At 48.9% G+C, this 22967-nt stretch carries 30 protein-coding genes; 12 read left to right on the plus strand and 18 right to left on the minus strand.

Going from position 1 to position 22967, the window contains the following annotated elements; translation table 11 throughout:
* Positions 1-240, plus strand: a 240-nt coding sequence (locus tag HMPREF0860_RS14020) for a hypothetical protein (protein ID WP_038082122.1), incomplete at its 5' end; no start/stop codon positions are given.
* 100 nt (positions 241-340) lie between these two features.
* On the opposite strand, the gene HMPREF0860_RS01945 is transcribed toward HMPREF0860_RS14020, so the two are convergent.
* The 7 genes from HMPREF0860_RS01945 to HMPREF0860_RS01975 form a co-directional block, all read right to left on the minus strand.
* Positions 341-715, minus strand: coding sequence for a heavy-metal-associated domain-containing protein (locus HMPREF0860_RS01945; RefSeq protein WP_021331100.1), 375 nt, complete (start codon positions 713-715; stop codon positions 341-343).
* Positions 716-995: 280 nt separating this feature from the next.
* Positions 996-1412, minus strand: coding sequence for a flavodoxin (locus HMPREF0860_RS01950; RefSeq protein ID WP_021331133.1), 417 nt, complete (start codon positions 1410-1412; stop codon positions 996-998).
* A gap of 30 nt (positions 1413-1442) precedes the next feature.
* Positions 1443-2015, minus strand: a complete 573-nt coding sequence (locus HMPREF0860_RS01955; protein WP_021331098.1) for a DUF3793 family protein — start codon at positions 2013-2015, stop codon at positions 1443-1445.
* A 4-nt stretch (positions 2016-2019) separates the two neighbouring features.
* Entirely contained in the window at positions 2020-2220 is a 201-nt protein-coding gene (locus HMPREF0860_RS01960; RefSeq protein WP_021331095.1) for a hypothetical protein, read from the minus strand.
* Positions 2221-2389: 169 nt separating this feature from the next.
* Positions 2390-4573, minus strand: coding sequence for a ferrous iron transport protein B (gene feoB / locus HMPREF0860_RS01965; RefSeq protein WP_021331104.1), 2184 nt, complete (start codon positions 4571-4573; stop codon positions 2390-2392).
* Positions 4574-4654: 81 nt separating this feature from the next.
* Positions 4655-4876: a FeoA family protein gene (locus tag HMPREF0860_RS01970; protein ID WP_021331113.1), complete on the minus strand. Its 222-nt coding sequence runs from the start codon at positions 4874-4876 to the stop codon at positions 4655-4657.
* Between the two features lie 58 nt (positions 4877-4934).
* Complete coding sequence (locus HMPREF0860_RS01975) at positions 4935-5147, minus strand: FeoA family protein (RefSeq protein WP_021331111.1); 213 nt, start codon at positions 5145-5147, stop codon at positions 4935-4937.
* Between the two features lie 155 nt (positions 5148-5302).
* Between HMPREF0860_RS01975 and purD the strand changes: the two genes are divergently transcribed.
* Positions 5303-6640, plus strand: coding sequence for a phosphoribosylamine--glycine ligase (gene purD / locus HMPREF0860_RS01980; protein ID WP_021331127.1), 1338 nt, complete (start codon positions 5303-5305; stop codon positions 6638-6640).
* Positions 6641-6676: 36 nt separating this feature from the next.
* Here the strand turns inward: purD and HMPREF0860_RS14185 are convergent, their stop codons facing one another.
* Positions 6677-6811, minus strand: a complete 135-nt coding sequence (locus HMPREF0860_RS14185; RefSeq protein ID WP_269208073.1) for a hypothetical protein — start codon at positions 6809-6811, stop codon at positions 6677-6679.
* A gap of 189 nt (positions 6812-7000) precedes the next feature.
* Here HMPREF0860_RS14185 and HMPREF0860_RS01990 point away from each other — a divergent pair, with 189 nt between their 5' ends.
* From HMPREF0860_RS01990 to HMPREF0860_RS13495, 4 genes are read left to right on the plus strand one after another with little or no spacing between them, the layout of a single operon-like run.
* Complete coding sequence (locus HMPREF0860_RS01990) at positions 7001-7204, plus strand: hypothetical protein (protein WP_156002168.1); 204 nt, start codon at positions 7001-7003, stop codon at positions 7202-7204.
* Between the two features lie 9 nt (positions 7205-7213).
* Positions 7214-7738 (plus strand): P-loop nucleotide/nucleoside kinase family protein, encoded by a 525-nt coding sequence (locus tag HMPREF0860_RS13140; protein WP_021331134.1) that lies wholly within the window; start codon positions 7214-7216, stop codon positions 7736-7738.
* Complete coding sequence (locus HMPREF0860_RS14070) at positions 7722-8015, plus strand: hypothetical protein (protein WP_021331137.1); 294 nt, start codon at positions 7722-7724, stop codon at positions 8013-8015. The genes HMPREF0860_RS13140 and HMPREF0860_RS14070 overlap by 17 nt, the downstream gene beginning before the upstream one ends.
* Positions 7952-8317 (plus strand): ROK family protein, encoded by a 366-nt coding sequence (locus tag HMPREF0860_RS13495; RefSeq protein WP_231364428.1) that lies wholly within the window; start codon positions 7952-7954, stop codon positions 8315-8317. The genes HMPREF0860_RS14070 and HMPREF0860_RS13495 overlap by 64 nt, the downstream gene beginning before the upstream one ends.
* A gap of 99 nt (positions 8318-8416) precedes the next feature.
* On the opposite strand, the gene HMPREF0860_RS02010 is transcribed toward HMPREF0860_RS13495, so the two are convergent.
* The 6 genes from HMPREF0860_RS02010 to HMPREF0860_RS02035 form a co-directional block, all read right to left on the minus strand.
* Positions 8417-10507 carry a glutamine synthetase III family protein gene (locus HMPREF0860_RS02010; RefSeq protein ID WP_021331125.1) on the minus strand — a complete coding sequence of 697 codons (2091 nt, stop codon included), beginning with the start codon at positions 10505-10507 and terminating at the stop codon, positions 8417-8419.
* Between the two features lie 171 nt (positions 10508-10678).
* Positions 10679-11419, minus strand: a complete 741-nt coding sequence (locus HMPREF0860_RS02015; protein ID WP_021331117.1) for a metallophosphoesterase family protein — start codon at positions 11417-11419, stop codon at positions 10679-10681.
* A gap of 65 nt (positions 11420-11484) precedes the next feature.
* Entirely contained in the window at positions 11485-12120 is a 636-nt protein-coding gene (locus HMPREF0860_RS02020; protein ID WP_021331131.1) for a CDP-alcohol phosphatidyltransferase family protein, read from the minus strand.
* A gap of 48 nt (positions 12121-12168) precedes the next feature.
* The gene (locus tag HMPREF0860_RS02025) at positions 12169-12993 is read right to left on the minus strand and encodes a cytidylate kinase-like family protein (RefSeq protein ID WP_021495446.1); all 825 of its coding nucleotides are present in this window, start codon (positions 12991-12993) and stop codon (positions 12169-12171) included.
* 32 nt (positions 12994-13025) lie between these two features.
* Positions 13026-13289 carry a helix-turn-helix transcriptional regulator gene (locus HMPREF0860_RS02030; protein ID WP_244870184.1) on the minus strand — a complete coding sequence of 88 codons (264 nt, stop codon included), beginning with the start codon at positions 13287-13289 and terminating at the stop codon, positions 13026-13028.
* Positions 13290-13344: 55 nt separating this feature from the next.
* Positions 13345-13584: a hypothetical protein gene (locus tag HMPREF0860_RS02035; RefSeq protein ID WP_231364427.1), complete on the minus strand. Its 240-nt coding sequence runs from the start codon at positions 13582-13584 to the stop codon at positions 13345-13347.
* 266 nt (positions 13585-13850) lie between these two features.
* On the opposite strand from HMPREF0860_RS02035, the gene HMPREF0860_RS02045 reads away from it, so the two are divergent.
* A complete protein-coding gene (locus HMPREF0860_RS02045) occupies positions 13851-14411 on the plus strand; it encodes an NUDIX hydrolase (RefSeq protein WP_021331119.1) in 561 nt (186 codons plus the stop codon).
* Between the two features lie 173 nt (positions 14412-14584).
* On the opposite strand, the gene HMPREF0860_RS02050 is transcribed toward HMPREF0860_RS02045, so the two are convergent.
* On the minus strand, positions 14585-15283 hold the full coding sequence (locus tag HMPREF0860_RS02050) for a LysM peptidoglycan-binding domain-containing protein (protein WP_021331120.1): 699 nt from the start codon (positions 15281-15283) through the stop codon (positions 14585-14587).
* On the minus strand, positions 15280-16251 hold the full coding sequence (locus tag HMPREF0860_RS02055; RefSeq protein ID WP_021331130.1) for a hypothetical protein: 972 nt from the start codon (positions 16249-16251) through the stop codon (positions 15280-15282). Before HMPREF0860_RS02055 ends, HMPREF0860_RS02050 begins: the two co-directional genes overlap by 4 nt.
* A gap of 250 nt (positions 16252-16501) precedes the next feature.
* Here HMPREF0860_RS02055 and HMPREF0860_RS02060 point away from each other — a divergent pair, with 250 nt between their 5' ends.
* From HMPREF0860_RS02060 to HMPREF0860_RS02080, 5 genes are all read left to right on the plus strand, one after another.
* The gene (locus HMPREF0860_RS02060) at positions 16502-16729 is read left to right on the plus strand and encodes a YdbC family protein (protein WP_021331114.1); all 228 of its coding nucleotides are present in this window, start codon (positions 16502-16504) and stop codon (positions 16727-16729) included.
* A gap of 88 nt (positions 16730-16817) precedes the next feature.
* Positions 16818-17048 carry a hypothetical protein gene (locus HMPREF0860_RS02065; RefSeq protein ID WP_021331126.1) on the plus strand — a complete coding sequence of 77 codons (231 nt, stop codon included), beginning with the start codon at positions 16818-16820 and terminating at the stop codon, positions 17046-17048.
* Positions 17049-17804, plus strand: a complete 756-nt coding sequence (locus HMPREF0860_RS02070) for a TRAP transporter substrate-binding protein (RefSeq protein ID WP_269208074.1) — start codon at positions 17049-17051, stop codon at positions 17802-17804. It abuts the gene before it with no gap.
* A gap of 159 nt (positions 17805-17963) precedes the next feature.
* The gene (locus HMPREF0860_RS02075; protein ID WP_021331118.1) at positions 17964-18461 is read left to right on the plus strand and encodes a TRAP transporter small permease; all 498 of its coding nucleotides are present in this window, start codon (positions 17964-17966) and stop codon (positions 18459-18461) included.
* Positions 18462-19793 carry a TRAP transporter large permease gene (locus tag HMPREF0860_RS02080; protein ID WP_021331107.1) on the plus strand — a complete coding sequence of 444 codons (1332 nt, stop codon included), beginning with the start codon at positions 18462-18464 and terminating at the stop codon, positions 19791-19793.
* A 364-nt stretch (positions 19794-20157) separates the two neighbouring features.
* Here the strand turns inward: HMPREF0860_RS02080 and radA are convergent, their stop codons facing one another.
* Positions 20158-21519 carry a DNA repair protein RadA gene (radA, locus tag HMPREF0860_RS02085; RefSeq protein WP_021331099.1) on the minus strand — a complete coding sequence of 454 codons (1362 nt, stop codon included), beginning with the start codon at positions 21517-21519 and terminating at the stop codon, positions 20158-20160.
* A gap of 100 nt (positions 21520-21619) precedes the next feature.
* Positions 21620-22936 carry a DUF1015 domain-containing protein gene (locus HMPREF0860_RS02090; protein WP_021331112.1) on the minus strand — a complete coding sequence of 439 codons (1317 nt, stop codon included), beginning with the start codon at positions 22934-22936 and terminating at the stop codon, positions 21620-21622.
* Positions 22937-22967 lie beyond the last annotated feature (31 nt).

Below are 22967 nucleotides of genomic sequence, written 5' to 3' on the forward strand. Positions count from 1 at the left end.
TTAGCAGAGAAGCAGAGAAGCAGAGAAGCAGAGAAGCAGAGAAGCAGAGAAGCAGAGAAGCAGAGAAGCAGAGAAGCAGAGAAGCAGAGAATTTTGCCGCACCCGCGCAAGCGTGTCAAGTACCCTGTTGCGAAACACCCTGCAGCGAATTTTTTACAAGCGGGCACTCGTGTGCACGGCGCGGAAGCGGAGAAAAGATGCGGTATGCGCTCTCTCATGGCTTTAGTATACGACAGATAATAATGATTGACAAGGGGAAGTTCGCGCTCCATCCGTATGCCGAGAACGATCGGCGTCGACATATAATCGAGATAAAAATACCGCAGCTTTTGCGCTTCGATCACACGGTCGAAATGCGCACGTCTTTCATCGTGTAGCCGGCTTTTGAAACCGCTTCAGTCAGCGCCGCTTCGCCGCCGTTTTGTTTCAATAAAATCGATACCGAATTTTTTTTGAAATTTACGGCTGCCCATACGCCGTCGAGGCTGTTGAGCGCATTCGTGACGCGCTCGGCGCAGTTTTTGCACGTCATACCTTCTACCGTTGCTTCCGCGCGGTACGGATAATGCGAACGGTCGTTATCGGACGGCCCTATCTTAACGATGGAGTCGCCGCCGGAGCAGCAGCTTTTGCCTGCGGCGCTTCGCACAACCGAACGTACACCGAACACGATTCCGACTGCGATTATTAAAATGATGATTACGTTTACCGCCATAGCAAACCGCCTTATTAATTTTTATGATGGGTTTTCAAAAAACCAGGGCCTGTGCGCTTGTGGCGTACGCAGCAGACCCTGTGAAAAGCTGGAAACTTTTACTATGTAGCTATGTCCCGTGCAAAAGAATTGACAACCCCTTTGCACGCAGAAGAACCGATATTAAAAAACTCTCTCCGATTCCGTCCGTTTCCATTCCGCCTGCTGCAAAGCATGCAGACAAGCGGAAGTGTATTTTTGGGAGCTTCTAAAAACTTGAGTTTTTAGCGGTACCCTTTCGTTATGCACTTGCGCCGAGCTCTTCGCACGCTTTGATTGCGTCCGCATCCGGCTCGAGGTGAGCCATGAGGCCTTCGCCGTTTACCATCGTCGCGCCCGCATTTTTAACACGGTCGGCCCAATCGCGCAGCCACTGTCCGTCGCCCCAGTCGTAGGAACCGAAAAGCGCGACTTTTTTTCCGCTCAAGCTGCCTTCGATCGACGCAAAAAAGGATTCCATGCTGTCTTCGAGGACTTCCGCACCCATCGCGGGGCTGCCGAGAATGAGCACATCGGCTTTTAAGATATCCGCCGCGGACGCTTCATCCGCTTTTTTCATTATGACGGTCGCTCCCGAACTCTTCGCGCCTTTTTCAATCGCTTGAGCCATCGCTTCCGTATTTCCGGTCGTACTCGCATATACGATTGCTTTTGTCATTGCATGCCTCCATTCGATAATTGTTATGTATTAACGCACCGCCCGAGCGTATTTTTTTGCCGCAAGCGGTACGGATAATCCTCTTTTTAATAATTCGCGGCAGCTCGCGCTGCACGTTCTGTATTGTTCCATCCGCTTTCGAGCGGCATACACGTCTCCGTACACTTTCCAAAAACCCGCATATCGGTAGTTCCCGCCCGCCCTTTTTTCAAACTGCACGACATCCTCAAGCGGATAACCGAGGAAAACGCCGACCTCGTGGGGAAACTCTTTTTCTCCCGCAAGACGATGGAGCAGCTCGGAAAGCATCGCATAAAACCCCGATTCGACGGGATACGCTTTTTCTTTCAGATACTGCCGTATGCAGCAATCGCCGCACTGCCGTTCGAGCAGGTTTTTGTCGTATACGAAAAACAATACCTGCGCATTTCGGCGCGGAAGTGCAACGATATACTTTCCCTCTCCGGCAAAAGCGCTGTGCCATTCCCGCATTTTACTTTTGCACGCGTCGTACACTTCTCTCCGTATCGAAAAAAGGCACGACGGTTTAATGCCGCACAGCGCGGGCGCCCCGCACTGTATGACGGCTTCTTCAAAGCTCATAGGCCTATTTCTTTGCGTGCTCCGTCAAAAATTTTTCCACATTCGAAAATTCGTGACAGCCGCCTTTTGACGAACACCAACCGGTACATCCGAGACAGCCCGGATTGCCGGTAACCTTCGCTTCGTGATGGGTTTTTACGACGGCACGCACCGCAAAAAATCCCCATACGCCGATACACAGCACTGCAATAATATTTGCAATCATACCAACCTCCGTAAACCGCCGACAAAAACCCGCGTACGCTTACCGGCGAACGGCCGGCAAAATCGTCCGCCGTAACGAGGCTGTCTCAAAAGTCGATTACTTTTTCGACAGCCCGTCAAGTTTAGAATTAAGCCGGTGTATCGCAGACTTAATTTTAAACATCGCACTCTTATGCGGCGACCGCACGGCCGCGCATCATGCGTTCCTGCTTTTTATACGGATCCGGGCGGAACAGCATAACGAGGATCGCAATCGTAAAGAGGATCGCGAACACCGTTCCGATTCCGAACGCACCGGCGGTAAACAGCATACCGTACTGGTATACGCACAGCGCGATGACGTACGCGAATATGTTTTGGAACAAAACCGCGAACCAAAACCATTTCCGGCTCTGCAGGTTTTGCGCCATCGTCGAAATGGCCGCAATACACGGAGAGTCGAGCAGGTTGAACACCAAGTACGAAATAGCTGCGGGAAGCGTCGGGAACCATGTTGCGACTGCGCTTGCAACCGCATCCGCTTCTTCAACGCTTTCTTCAGCGACGTTCGCGAGAACGCCCATCGTACTGACGATGCCCTCTTTTGCAACAAAACCGGAAATCGCGGAAGCAGCCGCCTGCCAGCCGCCGACCTCGCCTCCGAAGCCGAGCGGCACGAATATCCAGCGGAGCACGTTGCCGACCGCCGCAAGCATGGACTCTGCAGGATCGACAAGGCCGAAACCGTCTTCGCCGAAACCGTAGCTCGACAGGAACCACATGACCAAGCACATGAGGAAAAGCACGGTTCCCGCTTTAATCATAAAGCCTTTCAAACGTTCCCACGTATGGAGCAGCACCGTCTTTGCCTGCGGAATATGATATTGCGGCAGTTCCATAACAAAGGGGGCCGCCTCTCCGTGGAAGGGCTTTGTCTTTTTCAGCATAATAGCCGCAATAAGTACGCACGCAACGCCCGTCGCATACATAGCCGGTGCAAGCCACGCGGAACTCATACCCGATACGTGCTGCACCATAACCGCACCCATGAGCGCGATAACGGGAAGCTTTGCACCGCAGGGCACCCACGTCGTCGTTATAATCGTCAAGCGGCGATCGTTTTCGTTTTCGATCGTCTTCGACGCCATAATACCGGGAACACCGCAGCCCGAAGAGATAAGCAGCGGAATAAAGCTTTTTCCCGAAAGTCCGAAGTGTCTGAACACGCGGTCCATAACGAAGGCGATGCGCACCATATAGCCGATATCTTCGATGATTGAAAGCAACAAAAACAAAACAGCCATCTGCGGCACAAAGCCGAGGATCGTACCGACACCGCCGATCAAACCGTTGACGACGCAGTCGGTGAGCACTTCGTTTGCGCCTGCATTTTCCATCCAGCCGGAAACGATGTCTTGAATACCTGCGACAAACGAATCGTTCGTCCAGTCCGTCATCCACGTACCGACCGTCGTCACCGAAATGTAATAGATAACCCACATGACGGCAAGGAAAATCGGAATACCGAGCCATCGGTTCGTTACGATTTTATCGACTTTGTCCGATGTCGTCAGTTTACTGCCGGATTTTTTTACGCAGCTTTTCAGCATCTTTGTGATGTATTCGTAGCGTTCGTTCGTGATGAGCGATTCGGAATCGTCGTTGTAATCGGATTCAAGCGCTTTCGTGATCTCTTCCGCCTTTGCGGCATCTTCCGCCGAAAGATGCAGACGTTCCAGCACAACGCTATCGCGCTCGATCAGCTTGATCGCATACCAGCGTTTGAGTTCTGCAGAAATATCTGCCGGAACAAGCGCTTCCATTTTTGAAATCGCCTGTTCGACGTTTGCGGAAAAACACTGTTTGGGCATAACCGTTTTCGAGTTGCGCGCCGCTTCCGCTGCAGCGCGGGCGGCTTCTTTGACGCCCGTGCCTTTTAAGGCGGACGTTTCGATTATCTTACAGCCGAGCGCTTCACTGAGTTTTTCCGTATCGATTTTATCGCCCGATTTTTTCAGCACGTCGATCATATTCAGCGCAATGACGACGGGCTTACCGAGCTCGAGAATTTGCGTCGTTAAGTATAAGTTTCGTTCGATGTTCGTCGAATCGACAAGGTTTAAAACCGCCGCAGGATCGTTTCCCGCAAGGTAATCGCGGCTTACGACTTCTTCCGGCGTATACGGAGAAAGCGAATAGATACCGGGTAAGTCCGTAACGATAATATCGCTTTCGCCTTTCATGCGGCCTTCTTTTTTTTCTACCGTTACTCCCGGCCAGTTGCCGACATACTGGTTCGCCCCCGTCAGCGAATTGAACATAGTCGTTTTACCGCAGTTCGGGTTTCCTGCAAGCGCAATCTTAATTGTTGCCATAGTTCCTCCACAAGCTACAAAAGTTTTCCGTCGTTTTCAATACAAGACATGTGCGATTCGTACATAACCGCTTGAAAGCGCTCATTCCACTTCGATACAATCCGCATCGTCTTTGCGGACGCTCAACTCGTATCCCCTGATCGTCACTTCAACCGGATCGCCGAGCGGCGCGACTTTACGGATATACACGCTGCATCCGTTGGTAAAACCCATATCCATGAGGCGGCGTTTCAATGCACCTTCCCCATCCAACCTTTTGACCGTTACCGTTTCACCGACGGTAACATCCCGCAATGTTTTCATTATGATCTCCTTGACCGCTTAACGGCCTTAATAAATCACACCGTAAAAAGATCCGCGCTCACACCATGATACGGTTAGCCATCGCACGGTTTAATGCAATTCGAGATTCTTTTACCTGCACGATAATATTTCCGTCCGTCGTAGAAATGACGGTAACCGCAGTACCGACATTGAAGCCGATTTCGTTGAGTCGCTGCTTCACTTCCGCCGTACCGCCGACTTTTTTTACCGTGCATTCGTCACCGATTGCACACATCGATAAAGGCATCATAATTCACCTGCTCAGTGGCACACCCCGAGATAAGCGTATACCTACTTAGTTAATATACGCTAACCGGCTGAAACTGTCAATAGCCGATGCTAACTTTACACGGTTTTTATGCCGTACGTATTGTAACTCGCGTTTTTTTATTCTATTATTTGAGAATGAATATTATCCTCGTCGGCTCGGGCGGCCGTGAGCACGCGATCGCACGGTGCCTTGCGCAAAGCCCGCTTGTACAAAAAATCGTCGTCATTCCCGGAAACGGCGGTACGGCTGTGGAACCCAAGTGTAAAAACATCGATAAAGCGGCATGCGATTATATTGAAGATAACGGCGTGCCCACGTACATACAGATTGCACAACGTGAAGAATGCATTATGGCGGTCGTCGGACCGGAAAATCCGCTCGCGGAAGGTCTTGCCGACGATTTTTGGAAAGCCGATATTCCGTGTATCGGGCCGAAAAAAGCGGCGGCCGAGCTCGAAGCGAGCAAAGATTTTGCAAAACGCTTTATGCGCACTTACGGCGTCGCGTGCGCAAAAAGCGAAACGTTTGACGACAGCGAACAAGCGAAAGTATACGTCCGGCAGCACGGCGCGCCGGTCGTCATCAAAGCGGACGGGCTTGCAGCGGGAAAAGGCGTTGTCGTCGCGGCCACCGTCGAAGAAGCCCTTTCAGCGATCGGCGATATCATGGATTCGGGCAGCGTCGGAGAGGCCGGAAAAAAAATCGTCATAGAAGAATACCTCGAAGGCGTTGAGATTTCAGTGCTCGCGGCAGTTTCGGTAACACCTGAAGCTGCAAAAAAACAAAGAGCGAACATCGTGCCCTTTTTGCCGGCGCGCGATCACAAACGCCTGCTCGACGGAGCGAAGGGGCCGAATACCGGCGGCATGGGTGCCGTATGCCCGCTCGCCGACGTAACCGACGAAACGATGGAACGTTTTCGACGCGACATCCTTTTGCCGACGCTCAAGGGGCTCGTCGCCGAAGGATTCGATTACCGCGGGTTTATCTTTTTCGGTGCCATGCTCACAAAAGACGGACCGAAACTCCTCGAATACAATGTGCGGCTCGGAGATCCCGAAACGCAGGCGGTACTCCCGCTGGTCGATTTCGACTTTGCCGCGATGTGCTGTTCGATCGTCAACTGTTCGCTTGACAATTTTGCATTCAAATGGAAAACGGGATGCGTCGTCGCTCCGGTTGTCGTTTCGGGCGGGTACCCCGGCGCATACGAAAGGGGTAAAGAAATTACGATCGATGAAAAGCGCATACAAGCGGCCGGCGCGCAATTGTTCATCGCAGGGGCGAAACGCACGGCGAACGGAAAACTCGTAACCGACGGAGGACGCGTACTTGCATGCAGCGCACACGGCGCAGACTTCGACGATGCGCGAAGGAAAGCATACGACGCGATCGGCGCGGTGCGCTTCGAAGGTGCGTTTTACCGGAAAGATATCGGACAGCCGGGAGCGGCGGAATCGAAAAAGCCGTAAAACGCACCGCGATCCGCATATCGACAAGAATGCGTATTACGCTTCGCTCGGCGTTTCGGCGACCAAAGTTACCGGAAGCCCGGCCGCCTCTATCGCCGCTATGTGCGTTTTATCGGCGGACGATGTAGTGACAAGCTGCTGTATAGTTTCGATAGGGAATATTTCTTTCAATTTTACTCGCCCGATTTTTTGAAAAAATAAGAAACAACATTTTATAATTTTTATCCGACAGACGGCCTGAAAGCGCATCTGTCGGATAATCGAAAGATTTGACTATGACAATCGAATATTTACGCACATTGAAAAAAAAGCGCTTATTGCTTGACGTATCGTTATGGTCCGGAGATTTATTAAACCTTGATGATGGACAATCCTATGGATCACCTTGACGACTTTATCGAAGTCGGTTCCGATATCATCACGACGCATGTCGAATTGGGAACTGAAAAAGTGGAGTCGATTCTAATAATTCGTGCTACCGGAGCCGATATGATTACTCCCGGTTCTTTGATCTTTAAAAGCGAGGATATTGCCAAAACGGTGTCGTGGTTGTATTCTCTGTAAAGGAACAATATGATTATTGCGTTCGCAGGATTGCCGGGTTCGGGAAAAAGTTATTTCGCTCATATACTCACCGACCGATATAAACAGTTTGTCGTACTCGATAAAGATATCATACGTTCCGTTTTATTTCCAGGAATTCTAACGGAATACAGCAGTACGCAAGACGATTTTTGTATCGATGTTATTTTACAATCGGCGGGCATGATCATAAAACGTAATCCCGAAATGCACATTGTAATCGACGGGAGAACGTTTTCAAAACGCAATCAAGTAGCCCAAGTCTGCCATGCAGCAGAGCACATGGGTATCGCATATAAATTTGTGCAATTCATATGCGACGACGAAACGAAAAAAAAACGGCTGGCGCTCCAGGCAAACACGCATTTAGCTAAAAACAGAGATTACACATTATACCGACGTTTGAAGGAAGAAGCAGAGCCTCTTTTAATTCCACACCTTACGCTTTATTCCGATGAAGCGCAAGAAGAAAAAATACGTAAATTTTTGGAATATATCGATGGAAAAACCTGTTGACCGCTCGCTTATTGTGATCGATATCGGCGGAACAAACATTCGAATCAATCATGTCGATTGTATAACAAAAACGGCGGATAATAAAACCGAAATCTTCCCTTCGTCGTCCTTAGTACCGACGGCTCCGATCGACGCATTGATACATTTAATAAACGCATATATCGAAAAACACCGCATTACGGCAGACGCTGCGTCTGCGGAAAATACGGCTGCATCGAAGCATACAGCAACGGACATCTTTTTTTTGAACTCGCACAAAACAACAACATACCTATAAAAAAAATATTTCAATTGTGGAATTCAACAGATAAAGTCGGCCGGGCGCTGAAAACAATGATACATATCCAAGCTTTGGCCGTCAGCACCGCTGCAATGCTTTTTATGCCCGAGCATATCATCATCGGGGGCGGCATCGTTGCCATGCAAGGCTACCCCAAACACTATCTCGAAGAACAAATAAAATGCAATGCGCTGTTTCCCGACTTGAAACCCTATTTTTCAATAAAATGGGCCAACCTCGGCGAAGCGGCCTTTTTATACGGCGGGATAAAAATTTGGGAAAATGCCGTGCGGCATTAATTGCTGTCGGCTTTTCAGACGATACAATGCGTGATTTTACGCCGGCCGCACTGCCGCACGGGGCTGTCGAAAAAATAACCGACTTTTAAGACAGCCCTCTCACACGCTGAACAGCAAATCTTCATACGACGGAAACGGCTTGTACGCTTCGGCAAGCAGCGGCTCTATGGCATCGGTCACCGCACGCACTTTTTCCATCGCGGGAATCACACTGTCGGCGTACGCTTTTGCGCGGAGCATATAATCGCCGTTTGCGATCGCCGCCGCATGCTTTTCGGAAAGCGACGCCGTCTCTGCCGAAAGAGAATCGGCAAGTGCGTCGAGTTTTTCGAGCAGCGAAATCCCCGCGCCGCATTTTGCGTGCGGAAGGGCATCTTTTACCGACACGACAGTCTCCGCAATCGAATCCATATAGCCGAGCACAGAGGGCATGATGTTTTTATTAACCATTTCGAGCATCGTGCCGACTTCGATATTGAGCACTTGACAGTATTTTTCAAGCTTTACTTCATAGTGGCTTTTCATCTCCGCTTCGGTGTAGATGCCCGTTTCGGTATACAGCTTGACGTTTTTCGGCTTGAGGTATTCGGCGACCGCTTCCGGAAGATTGCGCAAGTTCAAGAGTCCGCGCTTTTTCGCTTCCGAAACCCAATCGTCTCCGTAGCCGTTACCGTTGAAGATGATTTTCCAGTGATCCGTAATTTCTTTTTTAATAAGTTCCTGCAGCGCTTGATTGAAGTCTTTCGCGCCTTCGAGTCTGTCGGCATATTCTTTCAAAACGTCTGCGACGATTGCGTTGAGCGTTGTCATCGGCCCCGAAATCGACAGAGAAGAACCGACCGAGCGGAATTCGAATTTATTTACGGTAAACGCAAAAGGAGACGTGCGGTTGCGGTCGGTCGTATCTTTCGGGATAGGCGGCAAAACATCGGCACCGATTTTTATCTTTTGTTTCGATTTCGCGCTGTACGGTGTTCCGTCTTTAATCGATTTTAATACGGCTTCGAGCTCGTCACCGACGAATATCGACATGATTGCAGGCGGCGCTTCGTTCGCTCCGAGCCGGTGATCGTTTCCCGCGCTCGCAACCGAAATGCGCAGCAAATCCTGATTGTCGTCGACGGCGCGGATCACCGCAGTGAGAAAAAGCAAAAAGCGCGCGTTTTCCCTCGGCGTGTCGCCCGGCTTCAAAAGACCTTCGCCAGCATCGGTTTCGATCGACCAGTTGTTGTGCTTGCCGCTGCCGTTGATGCCGGCAAAAGGTTTTTCGTGCAGCAGACACACAAGCCCGTGACGACGCGCAACCTTTTTCATAATTTCCATCGTCAGCTGATTTTGATCGGCCGCCAAATTCGTCGTCGAAAAAATCGGCGCCATTTCGTGCTGGGCGGGAGCCGTTTCATTGTGTTCCGTCTTTGCAAAGATGCCGAGCTTCCACAACTCTTCGTTGAGGTCTTCCATATATTCACTAACGCGCGGCGTGATCGCGGTAAAATACTGGTCGTCCATCTCCTGTCCCTTTGCGGGCTTTGCACCGAAAAGCGTCCGCCCCGTCATCTGGAGATCTCTGCGCTTTTCATAGAGTTTTTCATCGACCAAAAAATATTCCTGTTCGGCGCCGACACAGGAAATCACGTGTTCGACGTCTTTTTCGCCGAAGAGTCGAAGCACACGAAGGGCCTGTTTGCTGAGCGCTTCGATGGAACGAAGGAGCGGCGTTTTTTTGTCGAGGGCTTCTCCCGTGTACGAACAGAATGCCGTCGGAATGCACAGCGAATGATCTTTTACGAACGCATACGCCGTCGGATCCCACACCGTGTATCCGCGCGCTTCAAAAGTGGCGCGGCTTCCGCCCGACGGAAACGACGACGCATCGCTTTCGCCTTTGACAAGCTCTTTGCCGCCGAACTCCATAATGACGCCGCCGTTTTTGTCGGGAGCGATAAAACTTTCGTGCTTTTCCGCCGTAATGCCGGTGAGCGGCTGAAACCAATGCGTATAGTGCGTCGCGCCTTTCGAAATAGCCCACTCCTTCATCGCGTACGCCACTTGATTCGCAATTTCAAGTTCGAGCGGCGTGCCGTCGTCGAGCGTTTTTTTGAGCGCTTTAAATGTGTCTTTCGGCAAAAGCTCCTGCATCACCCTTTGATTAAAAACCATGCTTCCGAACAATTCCTGCACATTCGGCATACAGTCCTCCGGCGTTTATCCCGCACTTTAAAAATAAAAAAACGATGCAAACCCCTTTTGCACAAAAGCGTTTACATCGCCTGCAGTTTTCATAATCACGTTATAGCCTTTGTCGGCAAAAAAATCAAGCGATTTACCGGTCGCTGCCGCTATGCTTCCGTCATAAAAGCGTTACGTCGCAGCGTTTCCTCCATTAAAAAAATATTCTTCGATTGCATCTTTATCGGGCATATTCCTGCTTTCAATTTCATTAATAACCGTTTTTGTATTCCATTCCAATTCGATCGGCTTTATCGTATATGCGTTTTTATCGATTTCTATAATATCGGCCGATTTTCCTTTTGAGTATTTTCCGTCGCAGCCCGCAGATCCTACGCTTATATATGTATTTATTTTCTCCGTTAGGAATGCTTTATGTAAGTGTCCGAAAAAAATCACATTATTTTCCTTCGGTTCGATTCCGAATACGCGATCGAGATCAAGTCCGTCAATACCGTACTCGAATACATTGTATTCGGAAATTATTCCGTTTTCCAAAAAGAAATGCTGAAAATACAGATTATATTTTCCGATTTCGATATGATATTTGTAGGGGAGCTTTTCAATATAACGTACGTTATCGATGCCTATTTGCTCTTTTGTCCATCGATAGTGTTCGGCTTCCGATTTTCCTATGCTCTTTTTCAATTCGGGTCCGAGCCCTATCGAACAGTTATATTCTTCGTGATTGCCTTTCAGATAAACCGTTTTTTCTCTCTTAATAAATTCCAGCGTTTCTTTCGGCCACGGCCCCAAATCAACGGCATCTCCCAGCGTTATGTGCAAATCGCATTTTTCGCGCGCATATATTTTTGCCAACGCTTCGCATGCCAATATGTTTGCATGTATGTCAGAACTTATCAATATCCGCATTTTTTTACTCCGCGGAAACGCGAATCCGACATCCGTTGCCCCGTAAAAACGCTTTCGCCGGTCCCTCACATATCTTTTAAAACCGACTTAAAGTGCACGAGGTAATCGACAAACGAAATATAGCACAGCGCAAGGCTCGCGACAAACATACCGAGCGCGGCGTTTTTCCAAGCTCCCGTATGCCGCACGACGGATAAAACGATACCGCCGACAGATCCCCCTTTCGCCGCATAAAAGCGCAGCGCACATTCGGGAACGAGACAGACGAACCCCGATGCGACGTAAAATACGGTTTTGAGTTTTCCGCCCTTTCGCGCGGCGATCGCCGTACCTTGCTTCGCCGCGACCATGCGGAGAAAATTCTGCGAAAACTCGCGGTACAAAATCAATACGAAAATCCATACCGGAAGATAGTTTTTAACGGACGTGCCGAACGAATACATAAAACACGTAAACGTCGTCAAATGTACGATGACGTCCGCAAAGGGATCGAACATCTTTCCGAAGTCGCTCACTTCACGGTTTTTACGCGCAAAAAATCCGTCTAGAAAATCGGTAAATTCCATACACGCCAGAAGAGGAATCATAAGGGCTGCCGAAAGACCGGCAAATCGCCCCGTCCAAATCGGTATAAAATAGATAAGAAAAAATACCGGCGCAAAGACAACGCGTACCGACGTAAATGCGTTTGCGAGTTTCATATTGCCAGTATGTTTTTAAAGGCGCATAGTGTCAAGACACCGCCCGAATCATTTCGGATGCGCTTTAAAATCCTGAACGATACTCACACAAGATTTTACGTCGTATCCGGGCATTTCTTTTTTTGAAAGCGCAACGGCTTGTTCAACGACGGCCGAAGAATCCGCAACGCCCTGCAGCACAATCGTTTTGCCGTCGATAACGGCGTGCAAAAATTCGATATTGACCTTATGTGTAAATACGAGCGTATTGACGAGACGCTGTGCGGCAAGTAAGGTTTTTATTTTTTCCGCTCCGAGCGCGTCACGTTCGGACGAAATATGAGATTTAACAAAATCGGCGATAAACGCTCCGCCTTCATCTGCGCCGATAAGTCCCGTATTCAGCACAAAATGAAAATACGTCGAATCGGCTATATCGACGTCGAAAAAACTTTTATGAAAACCGCTTCTGTTTTTATCGCTTTCATCGAGCTTTTGCTGTGCCTGTTTTTTCGTACACGCGAATTCGTTTTCGAGCCGCTCCAGCCTGACGGAATCTTTTGCAACGAGACGGAACGAAACGACGTTCGGAACGTCTTCCAATATGATATACGAACCGCGCCCGATGAGCACGCAGTTGTTTTCGCTCGCCGCTTCGAGAACCGCCGTCTGCAGATAGTGCAGGTATTCGTCGCGGTCTTTGACAAGCGCCGCAAAAAATCCCGGTTTTTTTTCATCATACTTGCCGAGTTTTTCGGCGGGAAAACCGTGCTGTACGATGCGTTTTTCAAGTTCGTCCCTGCGGATAAACACGTACCCGAGTTTTTCCGCCGCGATCGCAGCGATTTCATCGCCGAGCGCCGCAATCTGCCGGGAAATCGCAACTATAGCCATACCCACCTCCCATTTCTGCCGTGATCATAAAACTATAAAAAATTTTGATACTTTGTCTTGAATATTTCTCCGAGTTTTCGCGCCATACGAGGACTTATCGTTCTGTGCCCCGTTTCCATTCCTGAGATATGTTGTGCAGGAATCCCCAATTTTTTTGCCAAAGCCGCTTGTGTCAGATTATCGCGATAGCGAAACAACTTCAACGTCTTTTGCGGTGTTCGATCCTTTACAATATTTTTATACCATTCGGTTTCAGTTATTTCGACATACGTTTCATCATCGTCTTCTTCAACCATAGCGTGCGGATAGCGTGTTTTAACAAAGGTGAGCAAGTCCGGCGGTATATCACCTTCAATTTTTATAGGGGGCGTTTTCACGACTACCTGCATAATATACCTCCAGTTCAATTCCTTTTACCGTTTCTCTCCAACAGGCAACCCAATGATATGATAAATGACAGTGATATTTATTTTTTCCGAGCGCACTGAAATTGGGCCAGCCTTTTTGTATCGGTCCGGTTTCCTGCAGATCTTCCAATAAATATGAAAACAATTCTTGCTCTTTTTCCGGCATTTTCAAAATCGTTTTCAATATTTTCTTCTTTTGTATTACCCGATACATTATCCGCCTATTCGATATTATAACCATATATTGGTTGTATCGTCAAGTTTTTTATCCGAACGCGATTTCATATTCTTTCTCTTCGCACATCGATACTGCAAACCGATCGGATAAGTGCAGTCTTTTCTTTTTCGACAAGCGCGCATACACGCTTTTATAATTTCCGTAAATACAGTATAACTCAAGATAACCGAAAAATAAAGAACCTTATACATCAATGTTACGGGAGCAACTCTATGGATGCTGACGACAGCGCGCTTATTTGGCAGGAAAACGGAAAACGCGTATTATTAAAAACACCGGTGTTTACGGTAACCGAAACGGACAGCGTTGCATCCGACGGACAAAGAGGGAACTATATGGTTATCGAGCCGGGACACGATTGGGCGATCGTCGTACCGGTACACGGCAGCAAGTTTTTGATGGTAAAACAGTGGCGGCACGCAGAATGCGTCTTGAGCATCGAATTTCCCGGCGGCGTTATGGACGAAGGAGAAACGCCCGAACAAGCGGCCGCACGGGAGCTGCGCGAAGAAACGGGACACACGGCAGGCAGGCTCATTTATCTCGGAACGATGAGTCCGAACCCTGCGCTCATGTCGAATCACGTGCATTTTTTTGCCGCAGAAGATTTGACGAATAGCCACGAACAGCATTTGGATAAAGACGAATACGTACATTACCTCGAACTCGATCAGGATGAAGTAATCGACGGTCTCGGCACGAAAAAAGAATATTCGCATGCGCTCATGGCAGCGGCCGTCGCACTCTATCTGCGCCGGAAGCGAAAAGTGTAAAGGGCAAGCGAACATTTTAACAATACACCGTAAGCACCGTAAGGCAATTTTCAAAAGCTGAAATATTGAACGGTTTTATTTCCGCATTATTAAACACAATAAAAAAATCCGGTCGGTGCACAGACGCACACCGACCGGATTACATTTAAAGACTATAGCCGTTGAATGCGAAATCAGCGCGCAACGTTGTACGGATCGTAAGCTTTCGCAGGATCGTATACGCCGTCGCGGATTTCACCGCTCAAACTCGGAATCTGCATTTTCATGCCGGGCAAAATCAAATTCGGGTCTTCGGGACGCGGAATCTTCGTTTTATTCGCTTGATACAGATTTTCCCACAACAGCGGATTGTTGTAGATATACGGGCGCCCCGAAATATTCCAAAAGCAGTCCTTCGTATCCGCCCACGGACGGACAACATAGAATTCGGGAAGCGGCGTCACTTCATGCACGCCGTCGAGAGCGGCGACCGATTCCCGCGCGTAATTCGCAGCGGCCTTATAGTCTTCGCCGCCGTAGGATTTTTCGGCGCTGGAATATTTATTTTGCGCGGCGGTAAATGCCATCGGAAAATTCTTGTCCGCATTGATACCTTTCGCCCACGCGATTTTATTTTGTGCGATCTTCATCTCATCGTCGGCCGATTTTTTTGCAAGCATCATATCGATGTATGCACGGGAAAGAGCTGCGTTCTCTTCGGCTTTTTGTGAAAGCTCGATCGATTCATCGTAGCGGCCGGCATTGAGCGCAGCCTGCGCTTGACGCGTATACTCGTCGGCAAGCTTTTGATACGTATTGTTTTTATAGCTTGCGGCAAACACAACCGTTCCGATCAGAGCAAGCGACGCGATAATAATTGATAATTTTTTCATTTTGCAGCCTCCGTATCGCTGATCGTTTCAGGTACCGCTTGCGCGGCCTTTGTAGGATCATCGTAGGTTTCCGCCTTAAGCAAAACCGCGTTTTCGTCTTCGATGCCTTTGATATTGCTGCCCGAAAGCGGGGCGTTTTTGTCCGCCTGCACCGCGTATTCCGAAGTTTCGGCAACTTTCGCTTTCGCTTTTTCAATCGCTTCCTGCGCAGCCGCACGCTTTTCGGAAATATCGGCATAGAGTTTTTCAAACGTTTTGCGCGCATCACCGTAGTGCTTCAACGCATTTTCGGCATCCTGCTGCGCATAGCTCGTGTCTCCGCTGCGGAAATCCGCAACGCCGCCGTCGTACGCTTTCTTTTGCGCGACCGCTGCATAAACGCTGTCGGCATTGCGCTTTGCATTGAATGCCGCCGTCCGCTCTTCGCGCGCGCGCGTTTTAAATGCATTCTGCAGCGCCGTATTGAGCGAAGTATAGGCCGTATGCGCCTGTTCATAGAGCTGCGCACCCGTCGACGATTTGTCCGCCGAAAGTTTTTGTGCCGCACTCAGCGCATTCGCACCCTTGTTGTAATTTGTCTTATCGTAGGATTGAAAGCCGAGTTCATCGATGCGATTTTTAAGCGCAGCCGCTTTCGTGTACTCTTCAAGCGCACGGTATCGCGCCGTCACATCCGCGAGTTCGACCGTTACGTTTTCGCCCGCTTTGCTCCGCTTGACAAGAGCGTTATAGCGCGCATCCGTATCGTTGAATTGATCGGGTGCCGCTTTATCCGCGCCGGCCTTTACGGCAGCGCGTCGGGCAGTCTCCGCAGCATTGAGCGCAGCGGAATTGTCGGTTGCAACCGGTACGTTTGTCGTCGGTTGTTCTACGGTCGGCGTATCCGGCTTTGTGTTTTGCTTCGTGGATTTACACGACATAAACCCGAATGCCAGCACAGCGCCGAAAAAAATTATATACTTTTTCACGTTCTGCCTCCATAAGGTTGTTGTTAAATTGCCGATTATCGACAATACATTAGCGATAGTATACCGTATTTGCGCCGGTTCCGCAACGGCATTTTTTACAACGGTATTTTATTTTTACGCAACCTGACATACGTTTCATTACAGGCGACGAGAAATGTAAAATGTGCTACTATGTCGAAAGTACGCCGATTCATCCGAATACGGAACGATCGGCACGCATTGAAATCCCTTATGTACGGAGGATACAATTATGGCGGATGATTTTACTTTTGAAATTACGAAAAACATCGGCGTCGTCTCCGAAGGAAAAGGCGGATGGAAGATGGAGCTCAACCTCGTATCATGGGGAGGCCGCCCCGCAAAATACGATGTCAGAAGCTGGTCGCCCGACCATCAAAAAATGGGCAAGGGTTTGACGCTGACGCAAGAAGAACTCACGTCTCTCGGAAAACTCATCGCCTCTCTTCCGGCGGAGTAATCCTCGAAAACACGCCTGTTTGTTTGCTTGACAAATATAAATTCGACGGTATAATTTATATTTACATCAAGTAAAGAGGAGTTTTTGTATGAAAAGAAACGGATTTTTCTTAACCGCATTATCGCTTATGTTTTTGTGCGGTACACTTGCCGCAGCACCGACAAAAGGCCGCGTTATAAAAGTCGGTCATACCGGCACCAAAGATCACTATTATCAAATGTATTTGGAAAAGTGGACAAAAGCGGTAACGGAACGTACCGATGGTCGTTATACTTTTGAGATTTATCCGTCCGATTTGTACGGTAAGCCCAACCAATAGATAGAAGGTTGTCAGTTAGGTACTTCCGATATGGTACTGGCTACGGGTTCGTTGTTATCGTCTTACAGCAAAATTGTCGGCGTACTGGATTTGCCCTTTTTATTTGCAAACGAAAAACAAGCAAGTTATGTTCTTAACGGTCCGATAGGAGACGAATTGGCCGATAGTTTGGCTGCGAAAAATCTTGTCGTTTTGGCTTGGTGGGAAAACGGTATGCGCCATTTATTTCCGCCCCGTCCGGTTAATAAACCTTCCGATCTGAAAGGGTTGAAATTACGCGTTGTCAATTCCAAACCGATGATTGAAACGATTAACGCCATGGGAGCTATTGCAGTTCCGATGGCTTTTAATGATGTTTATTCCGCTTGGCAGATGAAAACGATTGACGGCTGCGAAGGAACCATTACGCATATGCTTACCCAAAAATACTATGAACTTACAAAAACGGGTGCTTTGCTGTGGTATATGCACGTGCCGAATCCGCTTATTATTTCCAAAAAGCTTTGGAATCGTATTTCCGAAGCGGACAAAAAAATCTTTATCGAAGAAGCAAAGAAAATAAGTGTGTTTTCTTTTGATTTCCAAGCTAAAGCCGACCAAGACGATATAAAAAAATGCGAATCGCTCGGTGTTGTATTTACCCGCCCCAACCGTGCTCCGTTTATTGAACTGTGTAAACCCGTATATGAAAAATTCCGACCCGATTACGGTGACATGATAGAACGTATTATTGCCGAAGCCGCAAAAGCAAAATAAAGAACACGCGCTGTTGGAATATACGTCACCCATACATATTAAAGGAAGCCTCTAAAAATTTTTGTTTTTAGAGGCCCCCGTATGTAATTTTCACGGAACGGAAAAATATTTTCTCTGTTCCGTGATTTTATTCTTTTTACTATCAGCCGGAGGTCGCCTATGCTTAAAGCACTTAAAATTATCAACGATCTTATTACAAAAATTACCCAAGCTGCCCTTGTTTTTTTTATGTCGGGAATGGTACTGTTGATTTTTGTACAGGTCATCTATCGCTATATTATTAAAGAACCGCTTTCGTGGTCGGAGGAATTGGCAACATATTTTTTCTCAGGCATTATCTTTTTCGGCGCCGTGTTTCTTTATCGTGAAGAAAAGCATATTAACATGTCTATGGCTCTTGATGCGATAAAAAACGGTGCGCTGAAAAAAGGTATTAAAATTGCAGCGGATATACTGATTATTCTGTTTCTCTGTGTTATGACCTTTTATACCTATCCGCTTGCCCGTGATATTCTTGCACTCGGCGGTGTGTCGCCTTCGATGGGGTGGCTGAAGCTCGGATGGATTTTTATGATCGTTCCCGTCGGCAGTGCACTTTCGCTTTTAATGATGATTGAAGTGCTTTTAAAAGCGATTACGACAAAGGGAGAAAAGTAAATGGGCTTATATCTTGCTTTATTTTTTATTATTTTTTTGCTTATGGGAATCCCTATCGCGGTGTCGCTGGGATTGACCTGTGTCTTTGCTTCCCTTATGGGGCCGCTTTCGGAATTTTTTGCCGGCGTTTTATCCGCATCTGATTTGTATTGGGATTGCTCGGATATCATCAGCGAATTGATGCAAAAGACTTTTAACTCGTCCAACGGTTCGGCACTCATGGCCATACCGTTTTTTATTCTTGCCGGCAATATTATGGCGTCGGGTGGAGTGTCGAAGCGCTTGGTCGGTTTGGCTGAAGCTTTTCTCGGTCACGTTACCGGCGGCTTGGCGCTTGTCGCAACCGTGGCTTCCACTTTTTTCGGGGCGGTTTCCGGTTCGGCACCTGCAACTACGGCGGCTATCGGCGGCGTTATGATCAAACAAATGGAAGAAAGCGGCTATGATCCTGCATTTGCAGGTGCGGTTGTAGCGGCTTCGGGGACAATCGGTTTGATAATTCCGCCCAGTTTAACTATGGTCCTTTACGGCGTCAGTACGGGGGTTTCCATCGGCGATTTATTTATTGCCGGTATCGTTCCCGGTATTATCATTTGTCTGGTATTGATTATACCGGAATATGTTATTTCAAAAAAGCGCGGATACAAAAGCGCGCGGAAATTTACCGGAGCCGAACGCTGGAAATCTTTTAAAGATGCCTTCTTTGCTCTTATGATGCCTATTATCATCCTCGGCGGTATTTATTGCGGTATTTTTACGCCTACCGAATCGGCCGCTGTTGCAGTTATATACGGCATTATAGTTGGTATTTTTATTCATAAAGAATTGCATTGGCGCGATATATATAAACTTGTTCTTAAATCTGCGCGGTCAACTGCAGTTATTATGTATTTAATGATAACCGCCGATATACTCAGCTATATCCTTGTCAGCTATCAGATTCCTCAAAATCTTGCAGCATCTATTTTAACCGTTTCGACCAATCAGATTATCGTTCAAATGTTCATGATTTTAATTTTGCTTGTTGTCGGAACTTTTTTAAATAATTCTGCAGCGATGGTACTCCTTGCGCCTATCTTTTATCCGATTTTGATCAGTTTGAATATAGATCCGCTTTTCTTCGGCATCATTATGGTTATTTCGCTTGCTATCGGTCATAACACACCTCCGGTCGGTTTGTGTTTGTTTGTTGCTTGCGATATAGGCGGTGTTAAATTGGAGCGTTTGGTAAAAGAAGTGGCACCTCTTGTACTTGTAATGATCCTTGCCGTTTTTGTGATGAACTGCTTCCCACAGCTTATTTTGTTTTTGCCGAATCTGCTGCGCCGATAGTAAAAAAACGGTGATATACCGAAATTAAAAGCGCCACGCTATTTCAGTGGCGCTTTTAAACATTCCTTAAAATTCAACAGTCGAACAAAATATCAATTTTGGAGACTGTTGAATTGGTGCGCGGAAGCGCACACGTACATCCGCGAGTTTTCATTTGAAAACTCGAAATTAAAAGCGCCGCGCTATTTCAGTGGCGCTTTTAAACCTTAATTTTCGGACAGCTTTTTGTTAATTACCGATTATCGCATTATCAATTAGATCGAATTCGAAAGTATCGTGAGTACGGTTTTTTCGCTCTTTCCGGCGGAGTGATTCCGCACCGGCAGCTTTGCAGTACGGCCGCCCCGCGCAATCGGCTCTTTCGTTATGTTCCGAACAGGAGCGTTACGAGCTCTTTTACGTCGCGCGCCTGAGAGACGCCCTTGCTTTTTTCCGGCGCGATAACCGTCGAAAAGCCCATATTCTGCGCCGTCTTTGCGCGCTGCGTCAATCGCGGCACGGGGCGAATTTCTCCGGCAAGGCTCAGCTCACCGATCACCGCCGTTTCGGCTGCGAGCGCGATGTCTGTGCGTGCCGAATACAGTGCCGCCGCAAGCGCCGCATCGATCGCGCCTTCCGTCAAGCGCATGCCGCCTGCCACATTGATGTATAAATCCTGATCGGAAAAGTGCAAGCCCGTTCGTTTTTCGAGAACTGCCGCCACGCGCGCCACGCGCGCCGAATCGATTTTATCGCTGTACACGCGGGAAAGAGACGCCTTTGCCGGCACGACGAGCGCCTGTATTTCAACGATAAACACGCGGCTGCCTTCGAACACGGCGGTACATGCAACGCCCGCGGGCTGCTTGCCGTCGCGCCTCGTGATAAAGAGCACCGACGGATCGGCGACTTCGGTCAAGCCTTTTTCCGTCATTTCAAAGATGCCGATTTCATCGACCGAGCCGAACCTGTTTTTCGCCGCGCGCAAAAAGCGGTATTCGTCGTTGCTGCGTTCGAATGAAACCACCGTGTCGACCATGTGCTCGAGCGATTTCGGGCCGGCGATCAACCCTTCTTTCGTCACGTGCGCGGCCATTATTAAAACGGCGTCGCGTTCTTTGACCCAGCTTATTAATTCGTTCGCGCAGTATTTCAATTGATTGACCGTTCCCGGAATCAAACCGGCCTGCACCGAATACGTCGTTTGAATCGAGTCGACGATCACGAGTACGGGGTTTTGCGCATCGAGCGCGGCGAGCATATCTTCGAGACGCATCGTACACAAAAGCTCGATACCGGCGGCAGCGAGGCCGAGCCGTTCGCTCCGCTCTTTTATCTGCGCGGCGGATTCTTCGCCCGACACGTAGAGTACGCGCATCGCATTGCCGTTCGCTTTCGCCGCGAGAGAAGCCGTCTGCAAAAGCAGTGTCGATTTTCCGATGCCCGGCTCTCCGCCGATAAGAACAGCGGAACGCATCGCAGCTCCGCCGCCGAGCACGCGGTCGAATTCCGCGATGCCGGTCGCAAGGCGCATACAGGCCTTTGCGTCCACGTGCGAAAGCGGCACGGGCTTTGCGCGCTCGGAAACGGAGAGACCGACACCGACAGGGCTTACGGCGTTCGCGTCGAGGATGCATTCTTCGAGCGTGTTCCATTCGCCGCACTGCGGACAGCGGCCGAGCCAGCGCGGCTGCGAATAGCCGCAGGATGAACACTTGTATACGATCGTACCGGATTTTTTTGCCATCGCAATTCCTCATAAATTAATAGGTCGAATATCGATTTAATTAATTTTCGTGCGCTTCGTCAGCACGAGGCGATGTCCCGTCAGAACGCGGCGATTCCCTCTAAAACAGTTTCCGGCATTCGAGGTAAAAGCGCTTTTCATCGGCTTCGCCCATCGAAAAACTTTTCCGCGGGAGCGGTCCGTTTTTTTCGATCGTCGCAAAAAAGCTTGCTTTGTCGATCGGCGGAAGAAGGATGCCCGTCGTACCCTCTCGGGCGCCGAGCCGCATCGTTTCCGCATCTCCGTGAATATAATCGATCGTTATATCGATTCCGGCTTTCGCTTTTTCAGCTATATAATCGTCGACGACCGGTTGAAAAGCGGAAACCGCGAGCGAAGAAATATTCGTTTTTAAAAGCGTGTACGATGTTTTTCCGGCGGACGTGCTTGCAAAGCCGAACGATGCCCTCGACTTTTTTACCGCGTTTTCGAGTTCTTCTGACGAGCGGCACTGCACAACCTCTCCGCCGAATTGAGAAGTCAAGCGCAAAATCAATTCCGCCGCGTCCGCTCCGAAAAGCACGCGGTGAATAGGCTCGAACGTAAGCCCCGCATCGTATATGTTGACGATTTCAACGAGGGCGTAACGCACGCGGCTTGTCTTTCGCTCTTTTTCGCCGAGCGTTTGTTTGTATTCGTCCCACACGGCTTTTGCGGTTGCAAGCGAATGATTTCCGTCGCCGACTGCAAACATAAACACGCTGCCGTCGCTTTCGGTATTCGCTTTTGCAATTTTTTCAAGCGATGAGAGAAGGGCACCTTCCGAAGATTCCGGCACAAGCCGGCCTTGTATGCTTCCGCCCTTCATCATAAGATTTCCCGAATAAAGAGGAGCGGTTCCGGACGCTTTGACGGCGGCTCCCGCACCTCCGACAAGGGAATCCGACGCATCGTTTACGAGGAGCATGATGTGCGGTGCTTCGAGCGGGGCGCCGCTCCTGATCGCTTTGCGAGGCGGAATGCGCGAAGGGATCGTCGCTTCGGTTGCACGGATGAGCGCTTTTGAAAAAGGCTTCCACTCGTAGCCGTCCAAATCGATTGCCCCTACAAGACCGCGCCGCATACGGCCGAACGCCGTCGTGCGCTCGACGTAGACGAAGCCGTGTTTTTCTTCAAACAGGCCGTCATCGATGTAGCGCTTCATCGCCGCCTGTATGCCTGCAATACGCGATTCTTTATCGCCGTCGCCGAGATAGACTTCCGGCAAAATGAGGTTCAACGCGCTCGGTTTTCCGCTCGCCGCTTTTTCCGCCTCTTTCCAATAATTTCTGTCCTGTGTATATTGATCGCACGCGATGCACGACCAACTCGCCGTGTCGATGTTTTTCGGTAACAAAATGTCGGGCACGGAAAGGGCGAAATCCGAAAATGTGTTCATGCGGAAAGTATACCGCCAAGTATTTTTTTGT

Source organism: Treponema socranskii subsp. socranskii VPI DR56BR1116 = ATCC 35536, from assembly GCF_000468115.1.
Taxonomy (GTDB): Bacteria; Spirochaetota; Spirochaetia; order Treponematales; family Treponemataceae; genus Treponema_D; species Treponema_D socranskii.